General features: G+C 42.9%; 16 protein-coding genes. 7 read left to right on the plus strand and 9 right to left on the minus strand.

The window, feature by feature from the left end; translation table 11 throughout:
- The first annotated feature begins 277 nt into the window (after nucleotides 1–277).
- The 5 genes from zwf (at nucleotide 278) to HGG78_RS11515 (ending at nucleotide 5,160) form a co-directional block, all read left to right on the plus strand.
- The gene (gene zwf / locus HGG78_RS11495; RefSeq protein ID WP_172532959.1) at nucleotides 278–1,780 is read left to right on the plus strand and encodes a glucose-6-phosphate dehydrogenase; all 1,503 of its coding nucleotides are present in this window, start codon (nucleotides 278–280) and stop codon (nucleotides 1,778–1,780) included.
- Nucleotides 1,777–2,493, plus strand: a complete 717-nt coding sequence (pgl, locus tag HGG78_RS11500; protein ID WP_172532946.1) for a 6-phosphogluconolactonase — start codon at nucleotides 1,777–1,779, stop codon at nucleotides 2,491–2,493. Before zwf ends, pgl begins: the two co-directional genes overlap by 4 nt.
- Before the next feature lie 13 nt (nucleotides 2,494–2,506).
- Complete coding sequence (gene gnd / locus HGG78_RS11505; RefSeq protein ID WP_172532947.1) at nucleotides 2,507–3,955, plus strand: decarboxylating NADP(+)-dependent phosphogluconate dehydrogenase; 1,449 nt, start codon at nucleotides 2,507–2,509, stop codon at nucleotides 3,953–3,955.
- A gap of 135 nt (nucleotides 3,956–4,090) precedes the next feature.
- On the plus strand, nucleotides 4,091–4,228 hold the full coding sequence (locus HGG78_RS11510; RefSeq protein ID WP_168524312.1) for a hypothetical protein: 138 nt from the start codon (nucleotides 4,091–4,093) through the stop codon (nucleotides 4,226–4,228).
- Nucleotides 4,229–4,533: 305 nt separating this feature from the next.
- Complete coding sequence (locus HGG78_RS11515) at nucleotides 4,534–5,160, plus strand: DsbA family protein (RefSeq protein WP_172532948.1); 627 nt, start codon at nucleotides 4,534–4,536, stop codon at nucleotides 5,158–5,160.
- A gap of 55 nt (nucleotides 5,161–5,215) precedes the next feature.
- Here HGG78_RS11515 and xapA read toward each other — a convergent pair whose 3' ends face one another.
- On the minus strand, nucleotides 5,216–6,046 hold the full coding sequence (gene xapA, locus HGG78_RS11520; RefSeq protein WP_172532949.1) for a xanthosine phosphorylase: 831 nt from the start codon (nucleotides 6,044–6,046) through the stop codon (nucleotides 5,216–5,218).
- 122 nt (nucleotides 6,047–6,168) lie between these two features.
- Between xapA and HGG78_RS11525 the strand changes: the two genes are divergently transcribed.
- The gene (locus tag HGG78_RS11525) at nucleotides 6,169–7,062 is read left to right on the plus strand and encodes a LysR family transcriptional regulator (protein ID WP_172532950.1); all 894 of its coding nucleotides are present in this window, start codon (nucleotides 6,169–6,171) and stop codon (nucleotides 7,060–7,062) included.
- Here HGG78_RS11525 and HGG78_RS11530 read toward each other — a convergent pair.
- From HGG78_RS11530 to rbsD, 6 genes are all read right to left on the minus strand, one after another.
- On the minus strand, nucleotides 7,059–8,063 hold the full coding sequence (locus tag HGG78_RS11530; protein ID WP_172532951.1) for a substrate-binding domain-containing protein: 1,005 nt from the start codon (nucleotides 8,061–8,063) through the stop codon (nucleotides 7,059–7,061). The two genes, HGG78_RS11525 and HGG78_RS11530, sit on opposite strands and share 4 nt — an antisense overlap.
- An 11-nt stretch (nucleotides 8,064–8,074) precedes the next feature.
- On the minus strand, nucleotides 8,075–8,995 hold the full coding sequence (gene rbsK, locus HGG78_RS11535; protein ID WP_172532952.1) for a ribokinase: 921 nt from the start codon (nucleotides 8,993–8,995) through the stop codon (nucleotides 8,075–8,077).
- Between the two features lie 157 nt (nucleotides 8,996–9,152).
- On the minus strand, nucleotides 9,153–10,031 hold the full coding sequence (rbsB, locus tag HGG78_RS11540) for a ribose ABC transporter substrate-binding protein RbsB (protein ID WP_053311168.1): 879 nt from the start codon (nucleotides 10,029–10,031) through the stop codon (nucleotides 9,153–9,155).
- Between the two features lie 124 nt (nucleotides 10,032–10,155).
- Nucleotides 10,156–11,139, minus strand: coding sequence for a ribose ABC transporter permease (gene rbsC / locus HGG78_RS11545; protein WP_053311169.1), 984 nt, complete (start codon nucleotides 11,137–11,139; stop codon nucleotides 10,156–10,158).
- Complete coding sequence (rbsA, locus tag HGG78_RS11550) at nucleotides 11,136–12,641, minus strand: ribose ABC transporter ATP-binding protein RbsA (RefSeq protein WP_172532953.1); 1,506 nt, start codon at nucleotides 12,639–12,641, stop codon at nucleotides 11,136–11,138. The genes rbsC and rbsA overlap by 4 nt, the downstream gene beginning before the upstream one ends.
- 20 nt (nucleotides 12,642–12,661) lie before the next feature.
- The gene (gene rbsD, locus HGG78_RS11555) at nucleotides 12,662–13,081 is read right to left on the minus strand and encodes a D-ribose pyranase (RefSeq protein ID WP_172532954.1); all 420 of its coding nucleotides are present in this window, start codon (nucleotides 13,079–13,081) and stop codon (nucleotides 12,662–12,664) included.
- Nucleotides 13,082–13,386: 305 nt separating this feature from the next.
- Between rbsD and HGG78_RS11560 the strand changes: the two genes are divergently transcribed.
- Nucleotides 13,387–13,647 (plus strand): DUF3012 domain-containing protein, encoded by a 261-nt coding sequence (locus tag HGG78_RS11560; protein ID WP_053311172.1) that lies wholly within the window; start codon nucleotides 13,387–13,389, stop codon nucleotides 13,645–13,647.
- A 134-nt stretch (nucleotides 13,648–13,781) separates the two neighbouring features.
- Here HGG78_RS11560 and HGG78_RS11565 read toward each other — a convergent pair whose 3' ends face one another.
- Together HGG78_RS11565 and HGG78_RS11570 are read right to left on the minus strand one after the other, a co-directional pair.
- Nucleotides 13,782–14,363, minus strand: coding sequence for a hypothetical protein (locus HGG78_RS11565; protein ID WP_172532955.1), 582 nt, complete (start codon nucleotides 14,361–14,363; stop codon nucleotides 13,782–13,784).
- A gap of 4 nt (nucleotides 14,364–14,367) precedes the next feature.
- Nucleotides 14,368–16,040, minus strand: a 1,673-nt coding sequence (locus HGG78_RS11570; RefSeq protein WP_172532956.1) for a bacteriophage T4 gp5 trimerisation domain-containing protein, incomplete at its 5' end; no start/stop codon positions are given.

Below are 16,040 nucleotides of genomic sequence, written 5' to 3' on the forward strand. Positions count from 1 at the left end.
TCAATTGTGCAGCATTCCATTTCGTCTCCAAGAGAGGAATAAAGCATCACTTGCACTAGGACAATGTCAGAATTTAATCGATTGCGTCATCAATTGTTGATGTATATCAAATTGTCGTAGACAATACGCACCCGAGTTTGGAGGGGGAATTGAAGATTTCAACCTCCCCAGCTATTGGTTATAGCTATCAAAACGATAGTTGGAGCCTATTTTCTATTTTTGCAACGCACTGCTACTGTAGGCGCATGCTAAATACCACGTTTTTAAGGGAAAGATGATGGTAATACCTGAAAACAGCAGTATCGTGATTTTTGGTGCTTCAGGCGACTTAACCTACCGCAAGCTGATCCCCGCTTTATACCATTTGTACGAAAGTAATCAGCTACCAAAATCCTTTACTATCCTGGGCGTTAGCCGAACTGAATACAGTGATGAATCATATCGAGAGAAGCTAAAACGCTCTCTTCAGGAAATGGAAAAAACCACCCCAGATGTACTCAATGCTTTTTGTGAGCACTTACACTATCAAGCACTCAATACATCCGATGTTGAAGAATATGCCAAACTGGCAACTCGCCTTGATGAGTTAGCAGACCACTATAAGTTTGAACAGCGCAACACGCTTTTCTACTTGGCTACCCCGCCAAGCCTTTACGGTGTGATCCCAGCCAACCTTGCAGCTCATGGACTTAACAATGAGGCACAAGGCTGGAAGCGTTTGATCATCGAAAAACCATTTGGTTATGATCTTGCTTCAGCTAAAAGTCTTGATATCGAAATTCATCGTCATTTTCAAGAACACCAGATTTACCGTATTGACCACTACCTCGGCAAAGAAACCGTGCAAAACCTACTGGTTTTCCGCTTTGCTAATGGCATGTTCGAACCGCTGTGGAATCGCAACTTCATTGATTATGTCGAAATCACGGGCGCTGAATTTTTGGGCGTAGAAGAACGCGGTGGCTATTATGATGGCTCGGGCGCGGTACGTGATATGTTCCAAAACCATTTATTGCAAGTATTGGCAATGGTTGGTATGGAACCACCAGCGGCAATTAACGCTGATTCGATTCGTAATGAAGTCAATAAAGTACTGCAAAGCCTACAGCCTCTTTCGGAAGATGACCTACGTCACAACCTGGTATTGGGTCAATACACTGAATCAGAAGTACGTGGCAAGTTCCTCCCAAGTTACCGCGATGAACACGGCGTTGCTAGCGACTCTCGTACGGAAACCTACGTCGGTTTGAAAATGTTCATCAATAACTGGCGTTGGAACGGTGTCCCCTTTTTTGTACGTTCTGGTAAACGCTTACCAACGCGTGTGACCGAAGTGGTTATTCACTTTAAACGTACGCCACACCCTGTTTTTGGCCAAAATGCCCCAGAGAATAAATTAATTATTCGCATCCAACCCGATGAAGGCATTCAAATGAGCTTCGGTTTAAAAGAACCAGGTGCAGGCTTTAAAGCTAAAGAAGTGTCGATGAACTTCCATTACACTTCGTTAGAAGAAACCAAAATGTTGACCGCTTATGAGCGCTTGCTTTTAGATGCACTTAATGGTGATGCAACCTTGTTTGCACGCACCGATGCTGTAGAAGCATGCTGGAAGTTTGTACAGCCTATTTTGGACTTCAAGCAAGACCCTCAATCTCTATTTGGTTACGCGTGTGGCACATGGGGGCCGAAAGAGGCCGATGACCTAATACAACGTGATGGCCGTGCATGGCGTTTTCCCTGTAAGAACCTAACCGATACGGATTACTGCGAACTATGATTAATCACAAAATTTTCGATACTGCTCAGCAAGTTGTTACTAGCCTAGCAGACGATCTAAAAGCCTACAGCGAGCAAGGTCGTCCGGTACACATCTCATTGTCGGGTGGCAGCACGCCGAAAATGCTATTCAAGCTTTTAGCACAAGCACCATACGCAGAAGGAATTCAGTGGAGCAATCTACATTTTTGGTGGGGTGATGAGCGCTGTGTGGCTGCTGATGATGCTGAAAGTAACTTTGGCGAGGCAAATTCATTGCTATTTAGCCAAGTGGATATTCCTGCGCAAAACATTCATCGCATCCGCGGGGAAGATGATCCAAGCGTTGAAGCTGAGCGTTTTGCCAAAGAAATGGCCGATGCCATTCCCACTGAAAATGGCACACCAGTGTTTGACTGGATTTTATTGGGTGTTGGGTCAGACGGTCACACCGCTTCGTTATTTCCACATGTGACTAACTACCAAGATGAAAATTTGTCTTTAGTCGCAACACATCCAGAATCAGGTCAGCTTCGTGTTTCTAAAACCGCCAAGGTATTAGCAGCAGCCAAACGTATTAGTTATCTCGTTCTTGGCGCAGGTAAAGCCGAGATCGTTCGTGAAATTCATACCACTCCGGCAGATGAGCTCCCTTATCCTGCAGCGAAAATTCAGTCAACGACTGGCAAAACAGAGTGGTTTTTAGATTCAGACGCAGCAGCAAAGATTGCGTGAAGGAGAGAAGTAAATGAAAGGTGATATCGGTGTAATCGGTCTAGCAGTCATGGGCCAAAACCTTATCTTAAATATGAACGACCACGGTTTTAAAGTGGTAGCTCATAACCGTACAGCAGCAAAAGTAGACGAGTTTTTAGAAGGCCCAGCGAAAGGCACTAACATTGTTGGCGCATACTCGCTTGAAGAGTTGGTCGAAAAACTCGCCACACCACGTAAAGTGATGCTGATGGTTCGTGCGGGTGATGTTGTTGATACATTTATCGAAGCATTAGTTCCACTACTAGACAAAGGCGACATCATTATCGATGGTGGTAACACCAACTTCCCAGACACTAACCGCCGCGTAGCTGCACTACGTGAAAAAGGGATTCACTTTATCGGTACAGGTGTTTCTGGTGGTGAAGAAGGCGCTCGTTTTGGCCCTTCTATCATGCCAGGCGGTGCACCAGAAGCTTGGGAAGCAGTTAAGCCAATTTTCCAAGGCATCTCTGCAAAAACCGATGCCGGTGAGCCTTGTTGTGACTGGGTTGGTAACGATGGCGCGGGTCACTTCGTTAAAATGGTTCATAACGGCATTGAATATGGCGACATGCAACTCATCACCGAGGCATATCAATTCATGAAGGATGGCTTAGGCTTGAACCATGATGAGATGCAAAAAGTGTTTGCTGATTGGAACAAAACCGAGCTTGATAGCTACCTAGTGGAAATCACCGCAGACATTCTTGGCTACAAAGATGAAGATGGTGAAGCGCTGGTTGAGAAAATCCTTGATACTGCGGGCCAAAAAGGCACAGGTAAATGGACTGGTATCAATGCGTTAGATATGGGTATCCCACTGACGCTGATCACGGAATCGGTATTCTCTCGCTGCTTATCTGCACTAAAAGATCAACGTGTTGAAGCTGAGCAATTATTTGGTAAAACCATTACTCCCGTTGAAGGTGATAAGCAGCAATGGATTGATGCTCTGCGTCAGGCACTGCTTGCTTCTAAAATCATCTCTTATGCGCAAGGCTTTATGCTAATGCGCGAAGCCTCTAACGAAAATGGTTGGGATCTTAACTACGGTAACGTAGCCCTAATGTGGCGTGGTGGTTGTATCATCCGCAGTGCGTTCCTTGGCAACATCCGTGATGCATTCGATGCTAACCCAGAAATCGCTTTCCTAGGTTCAGATGCTTACTTTAAAGGCATTCTTGATAACTGCCTGAGCGCATGGCGCAAAGTCGCAGCTAAATCTATGGAAGTGGGTATTCCAATGCCCTGCATGACTTCAGCGTTAACCTTCTTAGATGGCTATACCACCGCCCGCTTGCCAGCAAATTTACTACAAGCACAGCGTGACTACTTCGGTGCACATACTTATGAGCGTACTGACCGTCCACGTGGTGAATTCTTCCACACAAACTGGACAGGTACAGGCGGTAATACTGCGTCTACCACTTACGATGTCTAAAAAATTCTAGATATAGTAGATAAAGGACTAGCTAAGCCCTACCGTCTACGCCTATAATTCTCGCTTCATGGAGGATGTTAACCTAGTTAACATCCTTTATTTTTTTGCTATTCAGAAACAAAATGAGATCCAGAGATGACCATCAATAAGTTCTATGTATTAGTCCCACAGGCAGTGGAAGAAGACGCTCATAGGGAAAATGAAGTTCAATCTGAAATGGAAGCTCAACGCCAAGCGTTGTTGCAACAAGCCCGACAGCTAGGCGGATTGTAATCCTCACATAAAATAATAAAGAGCACTCAATCGTGCTCTTTATTATTTTATATAGCCAAACAACTTGAACTTAAAGTTAGGCGGCAAGTGAAATCAAACGTTGGATTAGGCTTACCTCTTCCAACCAATTGATATATTTAACTGAATGCTTTTCTCTATTTACCTTAAACAATCTCTATAAAACTATCAAAACAACTTCATTAGTTCAGAAAATGAAACAATCAAGTCGATGATTCAGCCTATATCTTGCGCTGATGCCCTTTTACAATACAGACCATAAACAAGAACTTGAGAGAGCATTAGAGATGACCAATATTCACTATATTTTTGACCCAATGTGCGGTTGGTGTTACGGCGCAGCATCACTTATTGAACAACTTAGCGACATAGAAAACGTAACACTGAACCTTCATCCTGGTGGAATGATAGAGCGTTCTCCTCTTTCTGATGATTTTCGCAAACATGTACTGCAAGCTGACCAACGTATAGCTCAGCACACTGGCGCTAAATTTGGTGATGAGTACATCGCAAAGATCACCAATGGTGAGCCGGTAATTTTAGACTCATATATCACAGCTCAAGCCATTCTTGCTGCTCAATCGTGGGGAAAAGCTGGAATCGCAATGCTGAAAAAAATTCAGCAAGCACACTACCAACAGGGTTTGCCTGTTGCAGAAAAAAAAACTCTACTGGCATTGGCGCAAGAACTAGGTATTGAGGCGAGTCACTGGGAGCAAGCAATGCTTAACGCGAAAGCGGCACTAGAGGAGACAATTAACCAAACTCATGGGTTAATGGATAAGCTGAATGTTGCAGGCTTTCCTTCTCTTGCCTACGAAAAAAATGGCCAGTGGCACAAAGTACCAGTAAGTTCTTTTTACAATAAACCACAGAAATGGTCAGAGTTCTGGCAACAAGTCATCACCAAATAGATGGGAGAAGAGAGCGCCGTATAGCGCTCTCTTTTTCTCTATGGCTTATGATTTGCTATGATGCAAAATGCTTAGCGATGAATGATTTGATCAATTGAATAAAATCTTTTTCTGCTAATTTTGCACACTTTAGTGTCTGTTCATGAGAAAGTTGCACATCACCTAAACCTTCAGCCATGTTAGTAATGGCACACACGGCTAACACAGGTAAACCGCAATGTGCGGCCGAAATAACCTCAGGAACAACCGACATCCCCACCACATCACCACCGATGACTTGCATCATGCGGATTTCTGCGGCAGTCTCAAAATTCGGCCCAGTATAAGAAACAAACACACCTTGATTGACGTGAATATTTTCTTGTTCAGCCACTGCCATCGCTTCTTCTCGTAATCCTTTGTCGTATGCATTCGCTAAACTGAAAAAGCGTGGGCCATAATTGTCATCGTTAGCTCCTGTCATTGGCGATTCAGGCATGGTATTAATGTGGTCATTGAAAATGACCAGTGACCCTACACCAATACGCTCTGGGCGAAGTGAACCAGCGGCGTTGGTCACTAACATGAATTCGCATCCTAAACGTTTAAACGTTCGAACGGGGTTGGTCATCACTTTCATGGTTTGATGCTCATAAAAATGGCCTCGCCCTTTCATACATACCACTTCGATACCATTCATTTTTCCTAACACTAATTCTCCGGAATGCCCTTCAACAGTACTCACTGGAAACCCGGATAAAGATTCATAAGGGATCACAACTTTTTCATCTAATTCATCAGCAAGTACACCTAGTCCAGAGCCTAAAATAAAAGCAGCTTGCGGTTTAAAATTTGGTTTATGTTGATAGATAGTTTCTAATGCTTGATTTACAGGGTCAGTATGCATGTTATTCACCTTATTATTGGAAATACCAATTCACTGTAGCGCATTATTAGTGCTGATAAAATTTCATAATTCAGCATAATTGTGCCAATATTCAGCACAGTTACTGAACAATTCGAATTACTATGCAGCTTAACCATCAAATCACTCTTAAAATGTTGCGCTACTTCTACGCAACAGCACAATGCGGGCAATTTAGCTTAGCTGCTCAACAATTAAATATCACAAAGTCACCATTAAGTGCACAAATCAAAGAACTAGAACACTTACTCGGCGTGTCATTGTTTGAACGGAACACGCGCAACGTGGCACTCACAGTAGCAGGCAAACAATTACAGCAAGAGTGTCATTTAATTTTTGAAGTATTGGATACCGCTTTGAACCGAGTACAGAAAGTCGATCGAGAACACGGCCAGACCTTCAATATCGGTTTAATGAGTTCAATTTTTTGGGCTGGATTCGGCGATACCTTGTATCAAGTGCAGAAGCGATCTCCACAGCAACAGTTTAATTTGCTGGAGATGTCGCCAAAAAAACAAAAAATGGCGTTGCTCAACCACCAAATTGATATCGGCCTTGCTCGCTATGCCGACAGTATTAATATTCATCCTCTTCAAGCTCGTACACTGTATAAAGAAAAGATGGTCGTTGTGGTGTCAGATAAACATCGATTAAAAGACTATCAGAAGCTATCGTTATCTGAACTGATCAGTGAAGAGTTCGTTATGCTAAAACATGAGAACTCAGCCTCCACAGAGTTGATCACTCAACACTGTTTAAAACTGGGTTTCCATTTAAAAATAGAGCAGGAAGTCGTTGAGCCAAACACCTTGCTAGCCGTCGTATCAACGCGCAATTTCATCTCCATTGTGCCTGCCAGTTACGGCAGCCAGCAATGGCCACATATCTGTTTTATTCCGCTGAAAGAATCGATTCCAGCAGACATTTGCGCACTATATTGCGCCGAAGGAAATAATAAAACACAGCAATTTATTCAAGCAATAACAGCAAAAGCCTAGTTCAAATGTTTCACACTTTTACGCACAACTAAGGTTGGATCAAGTTGCACAACTTGCGGCTCTAATGTCTCTTTTTCAAGCTTTTTGAGCAAGGTTTCGACGGCCACTTTACCTAAACGGTATTTGGGTTGATGCACGGTAGTCAGTGCTGGAGACATAAAGCGAGCAATATGGATATCATCGTATCCCATAATAGAAACATCCTCGGGAATACGGATGCCTTTTTCGTGGGCGGCATTGAGAACCCCCATCGCCATCATATCGTTTGAAACAAAAATTGAACTGGGTAGCGGACCTTTTTCTAACATGCGGTTAAACGCTTCATAACCGCCTTCACACTCAAAGTCTGACTCCACAATCCATTGCGGATTGATCTCTAAACCTGCTTCTAAAACAGCGCGTTTATAACCTTCATAACGCATTTGCGCTTGATGTCGAATGAGCGGCCCCGTGATACAGCCAATCTCTTTGTGACCACATTCAATTAAATAATTGGTTGCGATATAACCACCGCTTAACGAGTTATCTTGAATCTTGTCACTGGCAAAGAGCATTGGTCCCCAATCCATCACTACAACTGGAATGTCGGGGTAGCGATCAAATACTTCGATACGTTCACCTTCTAAGGTTGAACACATCAATAACAAACCATCAACACGCTTTTGCAACAGCGTATTGATAGACGCTTTCATTCGTTCATTATCGCCTTCCGTGTTGCACAAAATCAGGTTATACCCTTTGTGATAACAACTGCGTTCGACCCCTTTCACCACTTCACCAAAAAAAGGGTTGGTTGAGGTAGTAACTAGCATGCCAATGGTTCGAGTACGGTTCATTTTGAGGCTACGCGCCAAAGCAGATGGTGCATAATTTAAGTCTTGAGCCGCTTTATTGACTCGTTCAGCGATATCTTCGCTCACAAAACGAGATTTATTAATCACATGACTAACCGTTGACGTTGATACCCCTGCAAGCCTTGCTATGTCTTTCATGGTGGCCATGTTTTATTCTCCTAACAATGTTGAGCGAGGAATGCATCCACCTCCTTGCGAGTAGGGATAGATGTCTGAGCCCCAAAACGTGTGACGGATATTGCCGCTGCCGCATGAGCAAACTTAATTGCTGATTCTAAAGGCATATCTTCCAACAAACCAGTCACAAGTGCGCCATTAAACGTATCACCCGCTGCCGTGGTATCTGTCGCATCAACCTTAAAGCCTGGAATCAATACTCCACGACCATTTTGGCTAAGCCACACTCCTTTAGCACCTAAGGTGATCAGCACAATTTCTATGCCTTTCTTATGTAATTCATTGGCAGCCAGTTGCGCTGATTGATCATCATCAACCGTTATTCCAGTGAGAACCTGTGCTTCGGTTTCATTGGGGGTGATCACATCAACACACGCTAACAAAGTATCAGGTAGCTCGCGGGCTGGCGCTGGGTTGAGTATCACATTAGTACGATTTTCTTTAGCAAATTGCGCCGCTTTAATAATGCCGTCAATCGGTGTTTCAAGTTGCATCAACAAGTAACTAGCTGCACCTATATTGGCAAGGTCAGACTCGATTACTTGTGCGGTAAGTTTGGCATTTGCCTCTGCAGAGATACAAATACTGTTTTCGCCACTGTCAGACACTTGGATCATAGCGATCCCCGTTGGGCAGTTAGGCTGCATTTTCACGCCTGAAATATTGATGCCATCAAGCTTAAAGCTTTCACGAATATTAATGCCAAACGCATCATCACCGACACACGCAATAAACCCGATGTCTGCATTTAGCCTTGCTGCGGCCACGGCTTGGTTTGCCCCTTTCCCACCAGGAATAACTTGATAATTGCGCCCATGCAATGTCTCACCAGGGCGAGGAAAAGAAGGCACTTGAAGAACATGGTCAGCGTTAACACTACCTAATACCACTAACTGATTCATAAGATTTCCTTTGTTCATTAATGAACATGATTAATAGGGAGATATCCCGTTGTGATTTGGGGTATAGAGAGGTTTGAACTTTCTATCTAATAAAAAAACCAAAGCTCAACACACCGGAAAACTGGCCCTCTCTCGTTAAAAAGAAGGCCATTGAGTATTATTTGCTGATAATTTTTAGAGGAACAGGGATGTACTCATCAACAGATTCGCCCTTTAACACTTTAGCGGCTGTTTCAATGCCAAGCGCCCCAATCATGTCTGGTTGTTGTGCAACCGTCGCTGCAAGTTGGCCACGTTCTACCGCTGCAATACCGTCATCAGTACCGTCAAAGCCAACGATCATCACATCTTTACCTGATGCTTGAACGGCGCGTAGTGCACCCAATGCCATTTCGTCATTTTGCGCAAATACCGCTTGCACATCAGGGTTAGCGGCAAGTAAGTTTTCCATAACATTCAGACCTTTAGTACGGTCAAAATCTGCCGGTTGACTAGCGAGTAACTGCATTTCACTGCCGTTAACAGCATTCATAAAGCCTTCACCACGCTCACGAGCGGCTGAAGTACCCGCAATGCCTTCAAGTTGGATAACTTTAGCTTTCTCACCCACTTTTTCCATGATGAAGTGACCCGCCATTTCACCACCAACCACGTTATCAGATGCAATGTGGCTAACAACATCACCACGGCTCGCACCACGGTCAAGCGTCAATACTGGCACTTTTGCTCGGTTCGCCATACGAATCGCATTCGATACGGCATCAGAATCAGTTGGGTTGATCAAAATGGCTTTCACACCGCGTACGGTTAAATCTTCTACGTTTGATAGCTCTTTACTTGGGTCATTTTGTGAATCCAGCACAATAAGTTCATAACCCAGCTCTTTTGCTTTGGCTTCTGCGCCATCTTTCATGGTAACGAAAAATGGGTTGTTCAATGTCGATAATACAATCGCCATTGTGTCTTGCGCCTGCGCAGAGACAGAGACGGTGGTTGAAAGTAGAGCAGCAGAAATTAAAGTTGCGAGTTTTTTCATCTTTATAGTCCTTTTTGTAGGGGCCGATACTGGGCAACTGGTTGCTTGGCATCGAGGTTTTGTCCCAAAGGTTTAGGCACTTACGCATACTTTGCGAACGTGCCCAATCCATAAGGGGATGTTGCTATTTATTTTTATTATCCACCAATACTGCCAGAAGAATGACCACTGCTTTCGCTATCATCTGGTAGTAAGAAGAAACATCGAGAAGGTTAAGCGCGTTATTTAAGAAACCAATGATCAGCGCACCAATCAAGGTTCCCATAATGCGACCTTTTCCTCCCATCAAGCTAGTGCCACCCAAAACAACCGCAGCAATAGCATCTAATTCGTAGCCCATACCCGCCGTTGGCTGAGCAGAAGAAAGGCGAGAAGTAACGATGATGCCAGCTAATGCCGCCAGTAAACCACAGATGGCATAAACACCAATTTTAACGCGATCGACATTGATACCAGATAAACGTGTTGCCGATTCATTACCACCAAGTGCGTAAACATAGCGGCCAAAACGCGTATGGTTAAGTAAATACCAAACTGCCGCAAACACCACGACCATCATCCATACTGGAACCGGAATACCCAACGCATAACCTGTACCAAACCACGCAAAAGCATCTGCGGTATCAGTAAAACCTGTAGAGATAGGGCGACCATCGGTATAGACCATGGTCACACCACGCAGTAATGTCATGGTTACCAATGTAGCGATGAAAGCCTGAACCTTACCTTTCGCAATAATGATGCCGCTAATCGCGCCCAATGCCGCGCCAGCAAGCAACGCTGTAGGAACCGCAATAATGACCGGAATTTCAAGACCTATCATGGTTGCAGCGAAAGCACCGCATAACGCCAAGACCGAGCCGACACTCAAATCAATACCCGCAGTTAGAATAACCAAAGTCATCCCCACCGCGATAATGGCGTTGACGGATGTCTGACGCAAAATATTCAAAATATTGTCGAGCGTAAAAAAGTTAGGGTTTAAAAAAGAAACGACAACCACTAAGAAAAGCAAAGCAATCAGAGATTTTTGCTCAATAAGCCACTCTTTACTCAGCAATTTCCTGCCGCTTGATGGAGTCGATGTATTCATGCTGTTGCTGCTCATGCTGCTTCCTCGTTAATCTTTTTTCCTACTGCACAGGCGAGTAAGTTTTCTTGGTTGGCCTCTTTGGCATCAAACTCACCGCTGATTCGCCCTTCATGCATCACCATAATGCGGTCACTCATTCCTAACACTTCTGGCATTTCTGAAGACACCAAAATGATGCTCATCCCTTCGGCTTTAAATTGGTTAATGAGTTGATAAATTTCTTTTTTAGCACCGACATCAACTCCGCGAGTCGGTTCATCTAAAATCAAGACCTTAGGGCGTGTCATCAAGCCTTTAGCTATCGCAACTTTTTGTTGGTTACCACCAGACAAATTGCCGATAATTTGATTACGTGACGGGGTTTTTATATTAAATAAACGCATGAAATCTTCTACTGCAATGGCTTCTTCGCCATGCTGAATTTGCATCCCTTTAGAAAATTTATTTAGCGCACACAGAGACATATTCTCTTTCACCGATAGGCCAAGCACTAAACCATCGCCTTTTCGGTCTTCAGAAATATAAGCAATACCGTTAGCTAAACCATCTTGAGGGCTAACAGGGTTGATGGTTTTGTTGTCGAGGTTAATCACGCCACGTTCACTCGGCAGCGCACCGTAAATCACTTTCATCAGTTCTGTGCGTCCAGCCCCCATCAAACCCGACACCCCTAAAATCTCACCACGTTTTAAAGTAAAACTGATATCGTGCACTCCAGATCCCGTCAGGCCGATCACTTCAAGGCAGGTTTCACCATGCTTAACCTCAATGCGTGGGTATTGCTCTTCAAGTTTACGCCCTACCATCATTTCAATTAGGCCATCTTCATCGGTATCGGACACTTTGCATTGACCAATAAATTTTCCGTCACGTAACACCGTAATATCATCACAAATTTCGAAGATTTCTTTTAAGCGATGGGAGATATAAACAATGCCGCAACCTTGTTCGCGCAGCTCATTAATCACATTAAACAGCGATTCAGTTTCGGTATCGGTCAGTGCATCGGTCGGCTCATCCATGATGATCACTTTCGACTCGAATGAGAGCGCTTTTGCAATTTCCACCATCTGTTGCTCACCAAGGCTTAAATCACCTAGTAAAGCTTTTGAACTGTGCTTAACGTTTAAGCGTGCCAATAGCTTGTCTGCAGCTTGATACATTTCATTCCATAGAATTCGTCCCATCGCACTGGTCATCTCTCTGCCTAGAAAGATGTTTTCAGCAATGGTCAATTCAGGAATCAAATTCAGCTCTTGGTGAATAATACTGATACCCGCATGCTGAGAATCGCGGGGACCTTTAAACGCAGCAGGTTTGCCTTGGTAAGCGATACTGCCTGCATCAAGTGAATAGATGCCCGTCAAAACCTTCATTAACGTTGACTTACCTGCACCGTTTTCTCCCATTAAGGCCATAACACGACCTGGGTAGACGTTCAGGCTCGCTTTATCAAGAGCCTTAACTCCAGGAAACGCTTTTTCGATATCCGTGAGCGATAAAATTGCTTGAGTCATGATTCGTCCTCAATCGAGAGTTAGAAAACTACGCCGGCTTGGAAAATAACGTTTGCATAAGGCGTGCATTCTCCAGTTCTCACAACTGCACGACTGTGCAGAGTTCGATCTTTAAATTCTTCATGTGAGAGGTAAGTAATGCGAATTGACTTCTCACAACTTTCTTCTTCCATACGTAATTCGTTGAGTAATGCTTTATGGTGATCAGGACTAACCTCAGCAAACTCTTTCGCCATCACCACCCCTTCGATTTGTGATTCAGACAAAATCACGCGGACAGTCTCTAAGAAACTCGGAATGCCATGTGTCAACGCTAAATCAATTCGTTGAACCTCATCTGAGATCGGTAAACCTGCATCACAGATCGTGATTTCATCGGTATGACCTAACGTGGCAACAAGATAAGAAAGATCAGCATTAAGTAGGGTACTTTTTTTCATTGTTATACCTTCAACATTGGGGTTCGGATATCTTTGAACATCGCCCTTTCACGTGAGTAGATAGTTCAATAAAACATCATCGAAACGTTTCGATGAATCCTAGCTGAGGGATTTTTAATTGCACTAAGGTAAAAATAATAATGTGAGTTAGATCGCCGATTGAATGGAAAAACAGAGAAAAATAGTGAAGCCAATCACTGACTATTTTGTCATTAGTGATTTTATTTTTTGCTCTTTGCTAACACTTAGAGCAACATTTTCGCTATAGTTTTTATTAAAGAAATCGTGCTTACTTGGAAGCCATTATGAAGAAAATCGCATTAGTATTAGTCTCGTTAATTTCACTAGCCGCTTGCTCTGACGTAGGCAGCGAGTCTTGGTGTAACGAGATGAAAGAGAAACCCAAAAATGAGTGGAGCGCGCAAAGCGCTGTCGACTTCGCCAAGTTCTGCATTTTCCAATCTCAAATTGGCAGCACTGCTTGGTGCAAAGATATGGAAGATAAGCCGAAAGGTGATTGGACAGCCAATGAAGCCGGCGACTTCGCTAAGCATTGTATTTTTTAGAATTGGTTTAAATAAAGAGCCTAGCTATGCTGGCTCTTTTAAATTTCATCATTTATTTAAAAAACTTTTAATTTAATAAGGTCTTCAAAAACGACGTAAGATATTTTAACCCACTATATGATTACTACTGTATTTTAATCATTATTCGCGACACACAATTTAGATTCAAACAACCTCTCTATGACCTTATCATTGGTATAGAATGGATATTTAATTATTAATTTCTCATCATCAATAATTCTTCTAGAAAAGTAATCATCACCATAAAAATATTCATTTTCAAAATCATATAATCTTCTTACTAAACCAGCTTCAAGAGTAAATATGTACGGTGTAAACTGAATAAACCAAGGTGCTATATTATCAGAACTTGCATATCTAGTCTGAATAAAGACTCTCACGTTACTATCTGGTGCCTTACACGAAAAAACAAATACATCTTGTCCATATGGATTAAAATCCTTTTGTTTAAAGAGTATGCTTCGTTTGCCAGAAATCGTTATAAAACTGGTAAGGCTACCATCATTGATACCTACACTTTTGGCTATGCTCTCGTTCTCGAAAGAAATTTCAAATCCATCTCCTTGAAAATCTTTTATCATCTTATTTTGAGTTTCAAGATAAGATGATGCGATTAAATCACCAACGTTTCCATCACTAGCTTTAACCATACTGGAACACAGCATTAACAAAAGAAGATACGAAAATTTTTTCATAAAATCACAACCCTAATTTATTTTTTATTTTATTAAATTTTCCAATGCGGTCATCTAAACCATTAGAGTGCCCATAACGACCACCATTTACCGCTTGGCTAACTAACTCAACATCATTCGGTGCATTTTCAATTAATATATTTATATCACCATTAGCGTTGAATTTTTTAGATAGTGCTCCCCAACCTCGCCAATAAATACAAGCCGACTCAACTGAATAATTAATATTTTCAGAAACCAGATCGGGATTAATAATAAAGTTTTGAGGGTCATCAGGATTATTACCATTATGTACACTTGTAAATTTAGAATATTTGTCTTTCCCTGTGATTTGAATGATCCCTCTACCTCTATATGTATATCCATCGCCGGACTTTTCATCTCCATTACCATTGCTATTTGAGTAAACAAAGTTGAACAAATCAGGCTGTTTACATCTTGCTGGATTGTCTTCTCTTATAAATTTATTTTTCGAACCAGGCTTCAATGAATCAACATAATGCTTATATTTTGAAAACTTTATTTTCGCCGCCATATGGCTATAGTTACTTCCTTCTATCAAACTACTAAAACATCCACTTTCATGAGCAATTTGAGATAGAAAATGCGCAATCCTAATGGGCGTATCTATTTCATATTTAGGACAGTATTTATTTAATGAATCTAATAATTCCTTGTTATCACCTGAATTAGGGCATACAGCATTTAACATATCCTTGGTAATAAGAAGATAAACCCAACCATCCATCAACGCCTCATCCAGTGCAAGTAGTGTCCCTTGGCCAACAATACCATCAACGGGGCCAATGCTGTATGACGGATGCGTTTGATGACTGGGTTGATAACTTCTTTGGAACTGCTCGATGGCCGTTTTGGTTTTATTACCGAAATCACCATCGGCTTGCAAATCAAATTTCATTTTGATTAACGCTTGCTGAATCAAGCTCACTTCTTCACCACTGTTGCCTTTTCTGAAAGCGCTGGCTTGTTTCTTCGCTAACTTTTCCAACTCATCTGAAGGTTTCAGCAAATCCGATTGTAGTAGTGACGCTTTATCTTCGTTTTGTGCATCCTCTTTTTGGCTCTTTTCCTGAGCGCTCTTTTCTTCGGCCTTTGCTTCTGATTGCTTTTGTGGAGATGCAGATGATTTCTGCGCAGCGGATTGTGTGGCAGCGGCCTCAAAATGCGTGATCACATTGGCTTGCCCACTTTGCATGGTCGCGCTAACTGCACTCGCTTGCAATTCGGCCGGAGCTTTCATATCAATCAATGTATTTGCCAACATGGCTGGCTGCCCACTATAAGCACTACCGCTGCCAGCGCTTCCGCCAGAGTTGAGGTTAATTGCAGGGCCAACGAGATGCACGCCACCGGCATCGACTTTGACGAAACTACCTCCTGCTTTTAAGGTCACTTCGGCTCCTGCCTCTACTACAATTTTGGTTCCCGCTTTAAGGCTGATTTCGCGCCCAGTTTGAATAGCAGTCACTCGCGCTACTTTATGCTGCAATGAACCGCCAACCTCTAGACTGCTATCTTTAGTCACATTATCGCGGCTTTCGCCCTCGACCGTTAGGTGTTGGTTATTTTTGATATGGCTAAACTGGTCATTATCCACCGTCAGGTGACTATCGTGTTTGATGTGACTGGTGGCGTCATTGAGCACCAGTGCTTCAT

It is taken from the genome of Vibrio aestuarianus (assembly GCF_012395185.1).
GTDB lineage: Bacteria > Pseudomonadota > Gammaproteobacteria > Enterobacterales > Vibrionaceae > Vibrio > Vibrio aestuarianus.